The organism is Roseateles sp. GW835-FHT13E02 (genome assembly GCF_058794035.1).
On record NZ_JBXAGJ010000007.1, the window covers coordinates 53,469 to 69,689 of the forward strand.

A 16,221-nucleotide genomic window follows, 5' to 3' on the forward strand; every position below is an offset into this window, starting at 1 on the left:
TCTGAAAGTTGAATGAAGAACGAAGAGGCAAGGGTCTGATAGTCAAGACTTGTCCCCGAACCCTGCATGACTCCGAGTTGTAAATGAAAGTTGAATTTCATGCCCTCTCTATTTCGCTACTTCTCAAAAGAACACGCCTCTGATTTTGTGGAGAGTGGAGTTGTTTTGCTTCGGTCTTTGTCTTACTTCCGAGACTACGAGGATGCAGGTGTTCGAGCGGATGAATTTGAAGGCACACTAGTTCACCAAACATCAGGTGGGCTACGAGTAAACAATCTCACGACCGGAGAGTCTGGGTCTCTGCCGTATCGACTAGAGTCAACTGCCAAAGAGGATGAAATTTTTGTTTACTGCATGAGCACCGAGCTTTGCCTGGAGATTGCTCGGCGGTTTAATGCAGAGGTAGCGATTGAAATTATCGACCCCACAAAGTTTCTGGCTCGCCTGAGGGCTTCGTTGTCGTTACGTCGGCGTTTTCGCGTCGACCACCTTGTACACGATGGCGTCCGTTACTACGGTTGGGAGGAACCGCCGATTGTCGATTGGGCGCTACCAGAGCGCATAGCCATGAGAAAGCCCATAACTTTTTCGTGGCAAAAGGAATACCGATTCGCTATCCCTACGGGAGATGCCTTTGGTGTAGAAAACGTGAGTGTCAGTCTCGTTCCAATTGGAGCCAAAAGGGCTGGCCGTGCAACAGCACATCCGCAACAGATATTGAAGTTGGGCAATCTTTCAAGAATCTGTCGGATTCACGCGCTATGAAATTTGACTATTCCGTCTTGACAGCAACCACAAACTGCGCTTGCAGTTGCCCTCCGCGACTCCGTCGTTCCGGTGGCCCCTCACGTCGTTAAGCACTCATCTATGCGCCCCGCGTTTCAATTCGCCATATCCATCACGTTACTCTGCCTCTCCGGGATAGCCTTTTGGTGCTGTGTTGATGGTGTTCTGTCAGGCGCGGTCCAGTTTCCAAGTAAACGCGAGAGCGTCCTGGTGCTCCGCGAAGCCAGCCCCAAAACGTTTTGGTCCTGTGTGGTGGTTTGGTTTGGCATAGGGCTCGGGATGGCCTGGTTGGCACTTGCGAGTTTCCGGGAGGCAACCGGTGCCAAGTGACAGTTCTTTTCAGTTGATCCGCCTCGGTGTCGCAGAATGACTCATGAAGTCAAACCTTGATTTGGGAGGGAATGGCCGATGTCGAGTCAAAGTCTGAACGCCCGCATCCCCGCGTACAAAAACGCATTCTCCAGCGGCGAACTCCAAAGAACCTACCAGGACTTGGTCGGTGTGGTTCAGAATTTAAGAACCGAATTCTCGAAGAGATACGAAACCGAGTTCTCGGTCGCGGCCGTTCTGCATGGGTACACCGATTTCACGTACTTCTATTTGCAGAATGAGTATCTCAAGAGCAAGAAGCTCAAGCTCGGCTTGGTTTTCAATCATCAGAAGGCAAACTTTGAGCTGTGGCTTCTGGGGCAAACCAAGGATGTGCAGATCCAGTATTGGAAAAAGCTGAGGGGCGCGAAGTGGGTGAACCCAGAGGCCATGCCGGCGTATTCGGTCTTTGAAGCGCCGCTGTTGGTTGATGCACCAGACTTTGACGATGCGGCGAAGCTGACGGAAACGGTATGCGGGCGATTTGAAACTCTGCTGCAGGAAATTTTGGAGTTGCTTGAGGCGAGCGAGTAACTGCATTGAACGAGCGAACCGTTTCCCGGCGTGCCCCAGTTCATTCGCGGTCACGGCCGGCCACCCTCGCCCTTGAGACGCGCCCGCACCCCACACGCCTCCTCGCAGCCGCAGCGCCGGTTACACCCAAGTTCTTTCTGCGCCCGCAGCGGTGCAAGCCCTAGGCAAAAGCGTTCGGGAGAGCGCCTACCATTCGCGCGCTTCTCATCCCTATGCCCATGAACACGACCGAAATTTTCCTGATCGCCATGCTCATCATCCTGAGCGTGCCTTACCTGGTGTGGCGCTTGTTCAGGACCGACCATTTCGCGCCCCTGGTGGTGGTGCAGATCATTGCCGGCATCTTGCTGGGCCCGGGTGTGCTGGGGGCCGCGTTTCCCGAGTACTACCGGTTCGTCTTCAACCCGGCGGTGATCCAGTCGCTCAACGGCATTGCCTGGTGGGCGGTGATGCTGTTTGTGTGGATAGCCGGCATTGAGTTGGACCTCAAGGCCGCCTGGCAGCACCGACGCGAGAGCGGCATCACGGCCGGCCTGGCCTTGGGCATGCCCTTGCTCTTCGGCTGCGGCGCGGCCCTGCTGATGCTGGCGGGCTCGGGCTGGATCGGCCCCAAGGCCCTGGACTGGCAGTTCGTGCTGGGCGTGGGCATGGCCTGCGCGGTCACGGCCTTGCCCATCCTGATCCTGCTGATGGAAAAAATGGACATCCTGCGCCAGCCCCTGGGCCAGCGCATCCTGCGCTACGCCAGCGTGGACGATGTGGCGATCTGGGGCGTGCTGGCCCTGATCCTGATGGACTGGAGCCGCGTCGGCAAGCAACTCGCCTTTGTGCTGGCCTTCATCGTGATAGGCAGCTTGTTCCGCCGCCTGATGGCGCGCCTGAGCGCCAGCGACCGCTGGTTCGTCAGCCTGATCTGGCTGGCCCTGTGCGGCTTTGGCGCCGACTGGTCGGGCCTGCATTACATGGTCGGCGCCTTCCTGGCCGGCGCCATCATGGATGCCGATTGGTTCGATCAAAAGCAGCTCGACAGCCTGCGCCACCATGTGCTGCTGGTCATCATGCCGGTGTTCTTCCTGAGCACGGGCCTGCGCACCAACTGGGGCGTGGGCGGCAGCATGGTGTTCCTGGCAGCGGCCGGGCTCTTGCTCGCCTCGGTCGCGGGCAAGCTGATCGGCGTGCACATGGCCGGGCGCATCCTGCGCTGGCAGCCGGGCGAGGCTTCGCTGATCGGCTGGCTGCTGCAGACCAAAGCGCTGATCATGATCATCTTCGCCAACATCCTGCTGGACAAACAAATCATCACGCAGGAGAGCTTCACCGCGCTGCTGCTGATGGCGGTGGGCAGCACCATGCTGACCACGCCGGTGGTCAAGCCCAAGCTGGCGCGCATGGCGGCGCTGCTGGGGCGCAGCAGCTGAGACCTGTTCCTCTCAGCGCCTCAGACCATCAGCGCAATTCCAGCAGCAGGGCCGAGCGGGCCGGCAGCTCCAGGCTCTCGCCCCAGCGCAACGTCTGGCCGCTGAGCACATCGCGGCCCTCGCTGTGGCTGCCCAAGGCTTCGCGGAAGCGCGTCATGTCGACCCGGCGCGGCTCTTTGGCCTTGTTCAGCAGCAGCATCACCGTCTGCCCGCCGCCCTGGCGGAACAGGGCATAGACCTGGTCCATGGGGGCGTAGTGCGTGCTGCGGCCGCCGTGCAGGGCTGGGGCGCTCTTGCGCCAGTTGAAGAGCCGGCGCACCAGGGCTTGGGCCTCTTGCTGCTCGGCACTCAGGCCCTGGCCGGTGAAGCCATTGGCCGCATCACCGGCCCAGCCGCCGGGGAAGTCGGCGCGCACCCGGCCGTCGTCGCGCTGCGCGGGGCTGCTGAGCAGCAGCTCGTCGCCGTAGAAGAACTGTGGGATGCGCGGCGCCGTGCCTAGGTAGAGCAGGGCCATCTTCCACAGGGCCAGGTCTTGCCCTAGCGCGCTGAACAAGCGGGGTGTGTCGTGGTTGCCCTCGAACAGCACCAGGCGCTGCGGGTCGGGGTAGAGGAAATCGTGGGCCAGGGCTTCGTAGAGCTTGGTCAGGCCGCTGTCGTGTCCGTCGTCTTCCTTGAGGCCGGCGAGCAGGGCGCCGTGCAGAGGGAAGTCCATCATGCTGGGCATGTGGGAGGCGTAACCGTCGTGCTTGCGCTTGCCGCGCTGCCAGTAGGCCACGACGGCCGGGTGCGGGCTCCATTCCTCGCCCACCAGGTTCAGGCGCGGGTACTCCTGCATCAGGCGCCGCGACCAGTCGGCGAGAAAACCGCGGTCGGAGTAGGAGTAGGTGTCGGTGCGCAGGCCCGAGAGTCCGGCGTACTCCACCCACCAGATGCTCATCTGCGTCAGGTAGCGGGCGACGCGTGGGTTGCGCTGGTTCAGATCGGGCATGCCGCGCGTGAACCAGCCGCTGACGAAGCGCTCGCGATCGCTGGCAGCGGCGTGCGGGTCGAGCAGGCTCAGGCGCGCATGGTGGGTCTCGGTGTAGCTGGGCCACTGATTGAGCCAGTCGGGCTCAGGCAGCTGGCGCAGCCAGCGGTGGCCGGCGCCGATGTGGTTGAGCACGATGTCCTGGATCACGCCCAGGCCTTTGTTCCGCGCCTCGGCCACCAGATCGCGGTAGTCCTCGTTGCGGCCGAAGCGCGGGTCGATGCGGTAGAAATCGGTGGCCGCATAGCCGTGGTAGCTGTAGCTGGCGCTGTTGTTTTCGACCAGGGGCGTGGGCCAGATCTGGGTGAAGCCCAGGCCGGCGATGTAGTCCAGATGCTGGCGCAGGCCGGCGAGGTTGCCGCCATGGCGGCCGCCGGGCTGGCTGCGGTCTTCGGCCTCGAGCAGCTCGGCCTTCGAGACGCTCTCGCCGGCCTTGGCGAAACGATCGGGCACCAGCAGGTAGATCGCATCCTGCGGCCCAAAGCCCTGGCGCTGGGCCGAGCCGGGCGCGCGCGCCTGCAGGGCATAGCTCAGGCGCTGGGCGACGCGGCCGTTTGGCTTCAGCAGCTCGATCTGCAGCGTGCCCGGTTTGGCGGTGGCGGCGATGTGCAGGTTCAGGAAGAGGTAGTCCGGGCTGGCCACGCGCTCGGGCGGCAGCAGGCGCACGCCGGCATGGGGCGTGTGGAGCCGCGGGCGCAGGCTGCCGATCTGCGAGCCCTGCAGCATCAGCTGCAGGCGCGGCTCCTTCATGCCGGCCCACCAGCTGGGCGGCTCGATCTGGTCTACGGTTTGGGCCAGGCTGCGGCTGGCGGGCAACAGGGCGGTGGCCAGGAGGAGGGCGGCGAGTTGCAGGCGCTTCATGGCCGGCCTTTCTTGGGCAGGTCCAAACGCCAGACCTGCACGGACCGGGCCGGCGCGCGCAGGAGGGCCTGGCCTTGCGCGTCGCTGCCGAGGGTGGCTTGCGCCGCGGTCTTCGGATAGGCCTGCTGCAGCAGGGCGCCCGCAGGCAGGCCGCTGACCGCCTGGGTGGCGGCCAGCTCGCCGTAGTTGATCAGCACCAGGCTCAGCTCGTCGCCGAGTCGCCGCTGGAAGCTCAAGACCTGCGCCTCGGCCCGGGCCTGGCGGAGGTCTCCGCGCGCGATTGAGGGCAGCTGGCGGCGCAGGGCGATCATGGCTTTGTAAAAGTTCAGCAGCGAGCCCGGATCGCGCGCCTGCGCCGCGGCGTTGTGGCTGGCGGCATTGGGCGAGAGCGGTCGGTAGGGCGTGGCGCTGGAAGTGAAGCCACTGATGTCAGCCGTCCAGCTCATGGGGGCTCGCAGGGGCTCGTCGCCGGGCAGCTGCGAGACGCCGGCCATGCCGATCTCTTCGCCGTAGTAGATGAAGGGCGTGCCCGGCGCGAGCAGGTAGCTGGCCGCCGCCAGCTTGTAGCGAGCCTCGTCGCCGGCCAGCTGGTCCCAGACGCGCGCGCCGGCAAAGATGTCGTGGTTGGCCAGCACATTGGCCATGGTGCTCGGGGCCTGGCTCAAGATGCGGGCAATCTCGCCCACGGCAGCGGTCTCGCCGCGCGCGGCCTTGATCATCTGCGCCTCCAGGCCGAAGGCAAAGGCGCTGCCGCAGACCTCGGGGCTGGCGTACTGCTGTGGGTTGGCGGTGGCTTCGCAGACCACATGGCGGCGCGGGTACTGCTTGATCAGGGCTTGCAGCTCGCGGGTCAGGCGGCGGCTCTCGGGCTGGTCGTTCCAGTCGACGGCGTTGTTCTCGATCAGGTGCGGCACGGCATCGAGCCGGAAGCCGTCCAGGCCGCGGTTCAGCCAGAAGCGCAGGCTGCTGCGGTGGTAGTCGAGCACGGCCGGGTGGCGCAGATTGAAATCCGGCATGTGCGGGCCGAAGGTGCCGAAGTAGGCGCCAAGGTTGTTGTTGTTGTTGTTGCTGCTGCTGCCATCGCTGGCCTTCGTGGCGGTGGTCCAGGGGTTCTTGCCCCAGATGTCCCAGCCCTCGGGCGCACGGTCCTGCCAGACAAACCAGTCGCGGTAGGGGCTGTGGCGGTCTTTCAGCGCCTGTTGGAACAGCGGGTGTTCGTGCGAGGCATGGTTGATCACATAGTCGATGATGACGCCGATGCCGCGCCGGTGGGCCTGGCGGATCAGCTCGTCAAAATCGCGCAGGCTGCCGTACTGGGGCTCGATGCGGCGGAAATCGGTGCTGGCGTAGCCATGGTCGTGGTCGGCGCTGGCGGTGATGGGCATCAGCCAGATGCCGCTGATGCCCAAATCCTTGAGATAGTCCAGGCGCTGGATCAGGCCGCGCAGGTCGCCGACGCCATCGCCATCGCTGTCCTGGTAGCCGCGCACGAAAATTTCCATGAAGGCGCCATGCTCCCAGCCCGGGGGCAGGGCGCTGGCCTTGGGGCGGGCGGGCACGTGCGACAGATCCACCGGCGGGGCGGCGAGGCTGACGCCGCTGATCAGGGCGGCGCCAAGTGCCAGGCTGGGGAGCAGGCGTCTCCAAGGTGCAAGGCGGCTTCCTGATTCTGTAATTGAGTTACTTTTCATGGATCGCGCCTTGGCAGGATTTCAATGGTGAAAAGCTTAGATGCTTTGGGCGGCTCATGGTATCCGTGCTGTCGCTATTGATGTAGTTTTGCTACTATTTTGAGCTTGAGGCTGCGAGTCCTGTGGGCGCAGCGACTTCACCTCTTGCACCGGATCGGATCGCTGTCGATGACTTCCCTTTCTTCTTCCCGGCTGGGCCTGATCCTTGCGCTGAACTTGCTGTCCAGTGCCACCTGGGCCGGATCAGTCACGGCTGCTTCAGCCGCCGAGCTGCGTGCCGCCTGCGACAGCGCCGATGCCGCCATCGTCTTGCAGCCGGCCGCCATTGCCGCGCCCGAGGCCCGTGCCTTTGCCCTGAGCCCGGCATTGCTGCAGTGGTCGGGCCAGAGCTTGGGTCCCGGCGAGCGCGTGGCCCTGTTGGCCAGCGCGCGCGGCGGCGTGCAGGTCAAGCTCGGTGCGGCAGCCCAGGGTGTGGAGCAGCGCGTCGAGCTGGCGCTCAGCGAGGCCCAGCTGCTCCCTGAGCTGGCTCAGCGTTTCAAATACCTCGAATCCTTCGGCCCCGGCCTGCGCCTGGCCCTGAGTGCGGCCGACCAAGCCCGCTTGCCCCAGCTCTTGCGCGGCGAGCTGCTGCTGGTCAAGGAAGACGCAGCAGGTCAGGTGCTGGCGGTCACCGGGCTGCAGACGCCGGGTGCCCTTGACGCGCTGTATGCCGATGCGGCCGAGGCGGCGGGCGAGCTGGGCGCGTTGGTGAAGAAGGGCCGGCAGACAGAGTTCAAGCTCTGGGCGCCGACCGCGCAGCAGGTGCACTTGTGCCGCTATGCCGGCCCAGAGAGCCCGGCGCAGGACGTTAAAGCGCTGACCTTCGATCCGCGCAGCGGCTTGTGGCAGCAGCGCCTGCCCGCCAATTTGAGCGGCAGCTACTACCGCTATCTGGTCGAGGTCTGGGTGCCAGGCCTGGGTCGGGTGCGCAACCGGGTGACCGATCCCTACTCTCTGAGCCTGAGCGCCGATTCGGCGCGCAGTATGGTGGTTGATTGGGCTGATCCGCGCCTGCAGCCGCCCGGCTGGCAAGACCGCCGCGCGCACCGCCAGGCCTCGGCCCGGGTGCAGCAGTCCACCGATATGGTGATTTACGAGCTCCATGTGCGCGACTTCTCCATCGGCGACACCAGCGTGCCGCCGGCGCAGCGCGGCAAATACTTGGCTTTCACCCAGGCCGGCTCGCAAGGCATGCGCCACCTGCGCGCCCTGGCTCAGGCCGGCCTGACCGATGTGCATCTGCTGCCGGTGTTCGACCTGGCCAGCGTGCCCGAGCAAGGCTGCCTGACACCTCAAGTGCCGGAGGCGGCCGCCGACAGCCCGGCCCAGCAGGCTGCGGTGATGAAGCTGGCCGGCCAGGATTGCTTCAACTGGGGTTATGACCCCTGGCACTACAGCGCGCCGGAAGGCAGCTATGCCAGCGATGCGCAGCAGGGCGAGCGCCGCATCCGCGAGTTCCGCCAGATGGTGCAGGCCCTGCACCGGGCCGGCCTGCGCGTGGGCATGGACGTGGTCTACAACCACACGGCCGCCAGCGGCCAGGGGCGCCACTCGGTGCTCGATCGCATCGTGCCCGGCTACTACCAGCGCCTCGATGCCAAGGGCCAGGTCGAGCGTTCGACCTGCTGCGACAACACGGCCACCGAGCAGCGCATGATGGCCAAGCTGATGATCGACTCGGTGGCGATGTGGGCGCGCGAGTACCGCATCGATTCCTTCCGCTTTGACCTCATGGCCCACCAGCCGCGCGCGGTGATGGAGGCGCTGCAGCAGCGCGTCAATGCGGCCGCCGGCCAGCCGGTGCAGCTGATCGGCGAGGGCTGGAATTTCGGCGAGGTGGCCAACGGTGCTCGCTTTGTCCAGGCCTCCCAGCTCTCGCTCAACGGCAGCGGCATCGGCACCTTCAGCGACCGCGCCCGCGACGCGGCCCGCGGCGGCAGCGCCGGCGACAACGGCCTCGATGTGCTGAAGAACCAGGGCTGGCTCAATGGCCTGGGCTTTGCGCCCAACCGCCACGTCGGCACGCCCGCAGCGGCCACGCAGCTCATGGCCAGCGCCGACCTGCTGCGCGTGGGTCTGGCCGGCTCGCTGCGCAACTTCGAGCTGGACACCTGGCGCGGCCCGCGCCTGCGTGCGGAGCAGATCGCCTACGGCGACCAGCCGGCCGGCTATGTCTCGGAGCCCGGTGAGGTGGTCAATTACGTGGACAACCACGACAACCAGACCCTGTTCGACATCAATGTGCTCAAGCTGCCCCAGGACACGCCGCGCGCCGAGCGGGCGCGCGTCCAGCTGCTGGGCGCGGCGCTGACGGCCTTCAGCCAGGGCGTGGCCTACTTCCACGCTGGCATCGATGTGCTGCGCTCCAAATCTCTGGACCGCAACAGCTACGACTCGGGCGACTGGTTCAACCGCCTGGACTGGAGCTACCAGCGCAACTTCTTCGGCACCGGCCTGCCGCCGGCCGCCGACAACCAAGCCATGTACCCCTGGCTGGCGCCTTTGTTGGCCGACCCGGGCATCGCCCCCGGCCCGTCCGAGATCGCCTGGATGCGCGATGGCTTTCGCGACCTGCTGAAGATCCGCGCCAGCAGCCGCCTGCTGCGCCTGAGCAGCGCGGCCGAGATCCGCCAGCGCCTGCGGTTTCTCAACACCGGCCCGGCGCAGAACCCGATGGTGCTGGCCGCTGAAATCGACGGTCAGGGCCTAAAGGACGCGGGCTTTGCTCGCCTGGCCTATTTCTTCAACACCAGCCCCGAGGCCCAGGTCTTGCAGCTGCCCGAGCTGGCCGGACGGCGCTATGCGCTGCACCCGGTGCATCTGGCGCCCGGGGCGGCGGACCCGCGGCCGAAGCGGGAGTTTGCTTTCGAGGCCGCCAGCGGCCAGATCAAAGTGCCGGGGCGCACGGCCCTGGTGCTGGTCGAGCGCTGAGTCGGCTCGGCTTCAGCGCAGCTGAGCCCAGCGCTCCAGCATCAGCCGGGCGCCGGCCGTGTTGGTGGCGCAGGGCACGTTGTGCACGTCGCAGGCGCGTACCAGGGCGTTGATGTCCGGTTCGTGCGGCTGCGGCGTCATCGGGTCGCGCAGAAAGATCACGGCATCCACCTCGCCAACGGCCAGGCGCGCGCCGATCTGCAAATCGCCACCATTCGGGCCGCTGAGCAGGCGCTCCACGCTCAGGCCCAGCTCGGCCACCAGGCGGCCACCGGTGGTGCCCGTGGCTATCAGCTGACAGCCCTGCAAAAAGGCCTTGAACTCGGCCGCCAGGGCGACCATCTCGTTTTTCTTGCCGTCGTGGGCGATCAGTGCGAGTTTCATGGCGGGCATCTTAGTGAGTCCGGCCCGGCGGGACACAATCAATCGGGTTACCAAACCGCTTGCTGCCCGGACCTGCCATGCCCCGCTTCGCTGCCAATCTGTCCATGCTTTACACCGAGCTGGATTTCCTCGACCGCTTTGCCGCCGCCGCGCGCGATGGTTTCCAGGCGGTCGAGTTCCTGTTTCCCTATGCCTTTGCGCCCGAGGCGCTGGCAGACCGGCTGCAAGAGCACCGGCTGCAACAGGTGCTGTTCAACGCCCCGCCGGGTGATTGGGCGGCCGGCGAGCGCGGCCTGACCTGCCTGCCTGGGCGCGATGCCGAGTTTTTAGCCGGCATCGAGCAGGCCCTGGTCTATGCCCGGGCGCTGCAATGCCCGCGGCTGCATGTGATGGCCGGCCTGATCCCTGCCGATGAGTCGCCTGCAACTACGCGGGCCTTGTATGTTCGGCGCCTTCGCGAGGCTGCCGGCTTGGCAGCGGCCCAAGGCGTGAGCTTGATGATCGAGCCCATCAACCAGCGCGACATGCCAGGCTATTTCCTGCATCGCCAGGATCAGGCCCATGCCTTGCTCGACGAGATCGCCGCGCCAAATGTCCAGGTGCAAATGGATCTGTACCACCTGCAAATCAGCGAGGGCGACCTGAGCACCAAGCTGCGCCAGTACCTGCCTGGCGGCCGTGTCGGCCATTTGCAGATTGCCGGCGTGCCCGAGCGTCATGAGCCGGATGTTGGCGAGATCAACTACCGCCACCTGTTCCGGCTCCTCGACGAACTGGGCTATGCGGGCTGGGTGGGCTGCGAGTACCGGCCGGCGCGCGGGGTGACACCGGGTGCCACATCGCAAGGCTTGGCTTGGTTGCGCGGGGGCTTCTGAATCCCAAAAGTCATGGGTGTTCATCTGGGCTCGCAAAAGGACGAGGGCTGCCTACACTTTGAGCATCACCGGCGATCCAGCCGGACGTGCTGAATTGCTGGAAAGGGGGCGACCATGAGCATCTTTTCGGTGTTGCGGAGTCTGTGCCTGTGGGCGGCCGTTGGCATGCTGTCCGCCTGTGCAACCGTGGCGCTTCCCAAGGGGCCGCCGCTCGAGCTGTTGCGTGACGATTTGTTCAAGCCCAGCAGCAGCCCGATCTCGGCTGAGGCGGTGTTCGCCTTGAGTCCGGCCATGCGGGACTATGTCGATCATGAGATCGCCTACCGCATCCGCAGCCGCGGGGCGCGCGAGGCCTTGCTCGATTCGCTCTACACCAAGGGTCAGTTGCAGCTGGACTACGACTCCGAAGTCACCCGCACGGCGGCCCAGGCCTTTGAGCAGCGGCGGGGCAATTGCCTGTCGCTGGTGATCATGACAGCAGCCTTCGCCAAGCATCTGAACTTGCCGGTGCGCTTTCACAGCGTGTTTGTGGACGAGTTCTGGAGTCGTCGCGGTGATATGTACTTCCAGACCGGCCATGTCAATATGGCTCTGGCAGCGCGCCGGTCTGAAATCAACGCCACGTCGCTCCAGGAACTGGAGATGATGACGGTTGATTTCCTGCCTGGTGTGGATCTGCGCGGGCAGCGGCGTCGTGTGATTGAAGAGCACACCGTGATCGCCATGTTCATGAACAACCGTGCGGCCGAAAGCTTGGCTCAGGGTGCGGTGGACGATGCCTATTGGTGGGTGCGAGCTTCGCTGCAGGCTGACCCGAGAATGCTGTCGGCCTACAACACGCTTGGCGTGGTCTATCGTCGCCGAGGGGAACTGGATTTGGCCAAGGCCAGCTTTCAGGCGGTCTTGAGTCTGGAGCCAGAGAATGTGCAGGCCATGTCCAATCTGGTGCTGGTGCTTGAAGCAAGCGGGCAGTCACAGGCCGCCGCGAGCCTGAGCGCGCGCTTGCGCGACTTGCAGCCTTACCCGCCTTACAAGTTTTTTGACGAAGGTGTGCTTGCCATGCAGCGGGGCGACTATCAGCAGGCCAAGGCCTTGTTTGAACGCGAGTTGGCGCGCTCTGCCTTTTTTCATGAGTTCCATTTCTGGGCGGCGCTGGCCAACTATGGCTTGGGCGATGTCAAAGCCGCCCACAAGCACATGGCCTTGGCCTTGGAGAACAGCAGCACCGAGCGCGAGAAGCAGCTTTACACCGCCAAAATGGATTCACTGCGCTCTCGCAAGCACATCTTCCATTGAGCGGCGTTGTATGGGCTCAGGCGAGCGGCGGTAAGCCGTGCCTCGCCCGGGCTCGTGCACAAGCCTCATCCCCTATGCCCATGGGCGCGCGCAAGCCGAACTCCCGGCAAGGACCGGGGCGCCACTCGTAGATGCCGCAATGCGCGGCCTGGCCCACAGTGCCCACCAGGGCGGCGCAACGCGGGCGGGCATGGTCGGTGCCGCGCATGCGGGCCAGGCTGTCGTTGAGCTCCACGCTCAGGCCATCGGGCACGCAGCCGCCCTCGCTTTGCAGCTCTTCGCGTGCGAAATCGACGCGGAAGCTGGCGCAGCACGCGCCGCATTGGATGCAGGGGTTGGCAGCCGGCGCTGGAGCGGGCGCTGGAGCGGGGGTAGGGGAGGGCGCAGTGGTGGACATCACGCCAGTGTAGTGAGCTGCGCTTGAGCGATGCGCTGCCCGCCGGACTTGCTCAGGCCTCGGCGCCCAGCGGTTCTCGCACCACGGTGACCGAGCATTCCGACTGCGTCACCACCTGGGCCGATACGCTGCCCAGATAGCGGCGCAGGGCCGAGGCGCCGCGCGCGCCCATGATGATGTGGTCGGCGCCGTTCTTGGCGGCGAACTCGATGATGGCGGTGGCCACGTCCGGTGCTTCCAGCACATGGAAGGTCAGGCGGCCGTCTTCCAGATTCAGCGCCTTGCTGATCGGCCGCGCCCAGTGCTTGAGGGCAATCAGCTGCTTCACATGCACGCTCTTGCCATCCTTGTCGGTCAGCTCGTCCATGCCGATGCGGGCAATCTTCATCACGCTGACGCAGGCCAGGCGGGCGCCCGGCTCGGTCTGCACGATGCGGCGCACGGTCTCGCGCAGCTGTTCCAGCAGGGCCGGCGTGGCGTGCTGCGTGTCGACGGCGGCCATGATGATGGGGCTGCGCGTGACCTGGGTGGTGACGGTGGCCTGCGGCGCTGGCTCCGAGCCCAGTGCGAAGAACCAGCGCTTCAGGGTTTTGAGGCTGCTGCTGCCCGTCATCTTGTCGGCGCGCCGGGTCAGCGTCACGCCTTCGGGCTGCTGCAGATCCAGGGCCAGCTGGGCGGCACTTTGATAGCGGCGCTCGGGCTTGACCTCGAGGCAGTGCAGCACCACCTCCTGGAACCAGCGTGGCAGCTCGGGGTCGATGGCACGCGGGGGCACTGGTTCGATGTAGAGCCGGCGGCGCAGGCCGCGCACCGAGCTGGGCTGGCCGAAAGGCCGCTCACCGGTGGCCAGGTGGTAGAGCATGACGCCCAGGGCAAAGAGATCGCTGCGCGGATCGTTGCGCACGAATTGCACCTGCTCGGGCGACATGTACGGCCCCGTGCCCATGGGCAGGGAGAACTCTTCCTCCAGCAGGTCGGGCAGGTGGTCGTGGCGCGACAGGCCGAAGTCCACCAGCACGGCCAGGCCGTCGGGCCGGAACATGATGTTGCTGGGCTTGATGTCCAGGTGCACCACATGCTGGCGGTGCAGGTCTTGCAGGGCGGTGGCCACGCGGATGCCGATGTCCACCACCTCGTCAAGTGGCAGCGGTGCCTCATCCAGGCGCGGCCGCAAGGACTGTCCCTGCACCTGTTCCATCACGATATAGGCCTGGCGGGTCCAGTCGCCGCGGGCCACGAAACGCGGCACATGCGGGCCTTTGAGCGCCGGCATCAGCATCTGCTCGACCTCGAAGCCGACGATGGTGGCCGGGTCCTCGCCGCCCTTGATGCGCGGCACCTTCATGATCAGCGGAAAGTCTTCACCGGGCTTGGGCTGCACCCGCGTCACACGCCAGATATGGGCCATGCCGCCCTGGTGCATGCGTTCTTCCAGGCGGAACCCGTCCAGCTCCATGCCGGGCTCCAGCGGGCCCAGGGGCTGCGGGAGGTGCTGGACGCTGTGGGGGCCGGACGCGGAGCTGGGCATGGTGGTGAAGATCCTGTGCTGGGGCCAGTGCGGCCTCTGGCCGCGAGTATGGGGTCAGGTCTTGCCTTGAATCGGGATGCTACTCGCCTTGCAGCAGGCGCGCGGCCAGGCGCTCGGGCAGGCCGGCAGCGCGAATCTGGGCCGCCGCCGCTTCGGCGTCGTAGGCCACGCGCTGAAAGCTCAGCTCGCTCGCCGCGCTGTCGAAGATGGCGTAGCAGGCGGCCGGGTTGCCATCGCGCGGCTGGCCGCAGGAGCCGGGGATGGTCAGCCACTGGCGATTGGGCAGCAAGGGGATGCTGACGCCCTCGGCCGGGGTGAACTCGCCGGCCTTGCCGGTCAGGCTCAGGTGGTAGAGCATGGGCTCGTGCATATGGCCGCAAAAGGTGTAGCGGCATTCGGTGGCGTGCAGGCTGCGCATGGCTTCCAGGCGGCCCTGGATGTACTCGTAGCCGGCCGGGTCGAAGGCATTGGCGTGGACATAGAGCCGGTCTTCGCGGGTGACGCTCAGTGGCAGCTTGGACAGGAACTCGAGTTGGGCTGGGTTCAGGCGTGAATGCGTCCATTCCACCGCCAGGCGGGCGTCTTCGCGCATGGTGCTGGAGCTGCCTTGCACGACGGCGGCATCGTGGTTGCCCATGACCGCCACGGCGCCCATCGCCACCAGCTCGGCCACCTTGTCCACCACCCAGGCCGGGTCGCCGCCGTAGCCGACGAAATCGCCGAGCAAGGCATAGTCGCTGACGCCCTGGGCCTGGGCATGCTCAAGCACCGCAGCGAAAGCCTGCGCGTTGGAATGGATGTCGGAAATGAGGGCAATTTTCATGGCGGTGCTGAGCTTGCCATGAGCGGCTGACGGCAGGCTGAAGGCAGGCAGAAGGCGGTGAAGCCCGGAGTTGGAGGAGGGGAGCGGATGGCCGCGGCGTTGGATCGAGGGTGCCAGGTCTTGCGCAGCCGTGGCCTCCGGTACAGCTTGCCGTTTGCGGGCACAAAGGGCAACAGGATTGACCCGCCCCTGCATTCGCGCGGCAGCGACACGCGAAAACGCCAGATCGCGTAAGCTGCGGGCGACTCGCAAGCGGGCCTTTCGTGTGCCTGCAATCCCCCGAAATTCTCAAAAGGTGCCTGATGTTGCGGTGGCCGTGGTGCGAAGGAGCGAACATTTGTCGGGCGGCCGGGTCCGCGGGTCTGATGGCCCTGGCCCTGGCCTTGGCGGCCCTGCCTGGCGCAGCGGCGGCGCAAGCCGGCTGTTCGCGCGAGCTGGTGGTGCCCGTGGCGCCGATTGGTCTCAGCGTCACGGTGACGGGCGAGGAGGTCGCGGGCGTTTACCCCGAGGTCTTGCGCAGCAGCCTGGCTCGTGAGGGCTGTCCGCTGAAGTTCTCGGTGGTGCCTCGGGCGCGGCAGGAGCTGATGTTCGAAACCGGCCGCGCTGATTTGCTGGTGCCCGCTACCCGCACGCCCAAGCGCGATGAGTCGGGCGTGTTCGTGCCCATGGTCAGCAGCCGGGCCATGGTGATCTCCATGATGCATGCGGAGCGCGCGCCGCTGCGCAACCTGGCTGATTTGCAGGCGCGCCGCGAGATCCGCGTGGTGCTGGTGCGGGGCTTTGATTACGGCGAGTCGTACCAGGCGCTGATCAAGGAGCTGGACCAGCAGGGGCGCCTGTTGCTGGCGGTGGATGCCGTGTCGGTGGCCCGCATGTTGGGCAACGGCATGGCCGAGGCTACGGTGATGGCACCCAGCATCCTGGTCGGTGCCATGCTGGGCGATGCCCGTGTGCGGCCTTTGCTGGAGCAGCTGCGCTACGAGCCGGTGGACGAACTGCCCTGGGGTGAGAGCGGGGTCTACGTCTCCAAGACCGCCTTGTCCGAAGCAGACCGGCAGAGCCTGCTGGCGCTGCTGGAGCGCGCGGCCAAGTCAGGCCAGATCTGGCGCGAGTTCGTCAAACACTACCCGCCGGGTAGCTTGACCGGCAGCGTGCGTCCGCGCTGAGCGGCTCGCACGCGGCAGCTGGTCAGCCGATGCGACCCAGCAGAAGGTACTCCATGAGTGCCAGCCCTTGCGGACAAGGGCTGGCCTTCGTCAGGC

Annotated in this window: 13 protein-coding genes; 7 read left to right on the plus strand and 6 right to left on the minus strand. The window is 65.6% G+C overall.

Annotated elements, in window-relative coordinates; all coding sequences use genetic code 11:
- The first annotated feature begins 99 nt into the window (after positions 1-99).
- The 3 genes from AC1Q6P_RS08585 to AC1Q6P_RS08595 all read left to right on the plus strand — a co-directional run bounded on the left by AC1Q6P_RS08585 (position 100) and on the right by AC1Q6P_RS08595 (position 3,107).
- The gene (locus tag AC1Q6P_RS08585) at positions 100-765 is read left to right on the plus strand and encodes a hypothetical protein (RefSeq protein WP_492663654.1); all 666 of its coding nucleotides are present in this window, start codon (positions 100-102) and stop codon (positions 763-765) included.
- A gap of 429 nt (positions 766-1,194) precedes the next feature.
- Positions 1,195-1,689: a DUF7000 family protein gene (locus AC1Q6P_RS08590; protein ID WP_492663653.1), complete on the plus strand. Its 495-nt coding sequence runs from the start codon at positions 1,195-1,197 to the stop codon at positions 1,687-1,689.
- Between the two features lie 218 nt (positions 1,690-1,907).
- The gene (locus AC1Q6P_RS08595) at positions 1,908-3,107 is read left to right on the plus strand and encodes a cation:proton antiporter (RefSeq protein WP_492663652.1); all 1,200 of its coding nucleotides are present in this window, start codon (positions 1,908-1,910) and stop codon (positions 3,105-3,107) included.
- Between the two features lie 28 nt (positions 3,108-3,135).
- Here AC1Q6P_RS08595 and AC1Q6P_RS08600 read toward each other — a convergent pair whose 3' ends face one another.
- Complete coding sequence (locus AC1Q6P_RS08600) at positions 3,136-4,995, minus strand: glycoside hydrolase family 13 protein (protein WP_492663651.1); 1,860 nt, start codon at positions 4,993-4,995, stop codon at positions 3,136-3,138.
- Positions 4,992-6,554: an alpha-amylase family glycosyl hydrolase gene (locus tag AC1Q6P_RS08605; RefSeq protein ID WP_492663650.1), complete on the minus strand. Its 1,563-nt coding sequence runs from the start codon at positions 6,552-6,554 to the stop codon at positions 4,992-4,994. The genes AC1Q6P_RS08600 and AC1Q6P_RS08605 overlap by 4 nt, the downstream gene beginning before the upstream one ends.
- Positions 6,555-6,854: 300 nt before the next feature.
- Between AC1Q6P_RS08605 and AC1Q6P_RS08610 the strand changes: the two genes are divergently transcribed.
- Entirely contained in the window at positions 6,855-9,656 is a 2,802-nt protein-coding gene (locus tag AC1Q6P_RS08610; RefSeq protein ID WP_492663649.1) for an alpha-1,6-glucosidase domain-containing protein, read from the plus strand.
- 12 nt (positions 9,657-9,668) lie between these two features.
- Here AC1Q6P_RS08610 and AC1Q6P_RS08615 read toward each other — a convergent pair whose 3' ends face one another.
- On the minus strand, positions 9,669-10,040 hold the full coding sequence (locus tag AC1Q6P_RS08615; protein ID WP_492663648.1) for a methylglyoxal synthase: 372 nt from the start codon (positions 10,038-10,040) through the stop codon (positions 9,669-9,671).
- A 77-nt stretch (positions 10,041-10,117) separates the two neighbouring features.
- Between AC1Q6P_RS08615 and otnI the strand changes: the two genes are divergently transcribed.
- Both otnI and AC1Q6P_RS08625 read left to right on the plus strand, forming a co-directional pair.
- Positions 10,118-10,915 (plus strand): 2-oxo-tetronate isomerase, encoded by a 798-nt coding sequence (otnI, locus tag AC1Q6P_RS08620; RefSeq protein WP_492663647.1) that lies wholly within the window; start codon positions 10,118-10,120, stop codon positions 10,913-10,915.
- Positions 10,916-11,029: 114 nt separating this feature from the next.
- Positions 11,030-12,211: a tetratricopeptide repeat protein gene (locus tag AC1Q6P_RS08625; RefSeq protein ID WP_492663646.1), complete on the plus strand. Its 1,182-nt coding sequence runs from the start codon at positions 11,030-11,032 to the stop codon at positions 12,209-12,211.
- A gap of 16 nt (positions 12,212-12,227) precedes the next feature.
- Here AC1Q6P_RS08625 and AC1Q6P_RS08630 read toward each other — a convergent pair whose 3' ends face one another.
- From AC1Q6P_RS08630 to AC1Q6P_RS08640, 3 genes are all read right to left on the minus strand, one after another.
- The gene (locus tag AC1Q6P_RS08630) at positions 12,228-12,608 is read right to left on the minus strand and encodes a YkgJ family cysteine cluster protein (RefSeq protein WP_492663645.1); all 381 of its coding nucleotides are present in this window, start codon (positions 12,606-12,608) and stop codon (positions 12,228-12,230) included.
- A 52-nt stretch (positions 12,609-12,660) separates the two neighbouring features.
- Positions 12,661-14,136 carry a bifunctional serine/threonine-protein kinase/universal stress protein gene (locus tag AC1Q6P_RS08635; protein WP_333780330.1) on the minus strand — a complete coding sequence of 492 codons (1,476 nt, stop codon included), beginning with the start codon at positions 14,134-14,136 and terminating at the stop codon, positions 12,661-12,663.
- Positions 14,137-14,215: 79 nt separating this feature from the next.
- Positions 14,216-14,959: a metallophosphoesterase family protein gene (locus AC1Q6P_RS08640; RefSeq protein ID WP_492663644.1), complete on the minus strand. Its 744-nt coding sequence runs from the start codon at positions 14,957-14,959 to the stop codon at positions 14,216-14,218.
- Between the two features lie 365 nt (positions 14,960-15,324).
- On the opposite strand from AC1Q6P_RS08640, the gene AC1Q6P_RS08645 reads away from it, so the two are divergent.
- Entirely contained in the window at positions 15,325-16,125 is an 801-nt protein-coding gene (locus tag AC1Q6P_RS08645) for a substrate-binding periplasmic protein (protein ID WP_492663643.1), read from the plus strand.
- Positions 16,126-16,221: the final 96 nt, after the last annotated feature.

Coding starts and splice junctions, on each gene's coding strand:
- AC1Q6P_RS08585 (WP_492663654.1), top strand. CDS start 100: ATGCCCTCTCTATTTCGCTACTTCTCAAAAGAACACGCCTCTGATTTT.
- AC1Q6P_RS08590 (WP_492663653.1), top strand. CDS start 1,195: ATGTCGAGTCAAAGTCTGAACGCCCGCATCCCCGCGTACAAAAACGCA.
- AC1Q6P_RS08595 (WP_492663652.1), top strand. CDS start 1,908: ATGAACACGACCGAAATTTTCCTGATCGCCATGCTCATCATCCTGAGC.
- AC1Q6P_RS08600 (WP_492663651.1), bottom strand. CDS start 4,995: ATGAAGCGCCTGCAACTCGCCGCCCTCCTCCTGGCCACCGCCCTGTTG.
- AC1Q6P_RS08610 (WP_492663649.1), top strand. CDS start 6,855: ATGACTTCCCTTTCTTCTTCCCGGCTGGGCCTGATCCTTGCGCTGAAC.
- AC1Q6P_RS08615 (WP_492663648.1), bottom strand. CDS start 10,040: ATGAAACTCGCACTGATCGCCCACGACGGCAAGAAAAACGAGATGGTC.
- otnI (WP_492663647.1), top strand. CDS start 10,118: ATGCCCCGCTTCGCTGCCAATCTGTCCATGCTTTACACCGAGCTGGAT.
- AC1Q6P_RS08625 (WP_492663646.1), top strand. CDS start 11,030: ATGAGCATCTTTTCGGTGTTGCGGAGTCTGTGCCTGTGGGCGGCCGTT.
- AC1Q6P_RS08630 (WP_492663645.1), bottom strand. CDS start 12,608: ATGTCCACCACTGCGCCCTCCCCTACCCCCGCTCCAGCGCCCGCTCCA.
- AC1Q6P_RS08635 (WP_333780330.1), bottom strand. CDS start 14,136: ATGCCCAGCTCCGCGTCCGGCCCCCACAGCGTCCAGCACCTCCCGCAG.
- AC1Q6P_RS08640 (WP_492663644.1), bottom strand. CDS start 14,959: ATGAAAATTGCCCTCATTTCCGACATCCATTCCAACGCGCAGGCTTTC.
- AC1Q6P_RS08645 (WP_492663643.1), top strand. CDS start 15,325: ATGGCCCTGGCCCTGGCCTTGGCGGCCCTGCCTGGCGCAGCGGCGGCG.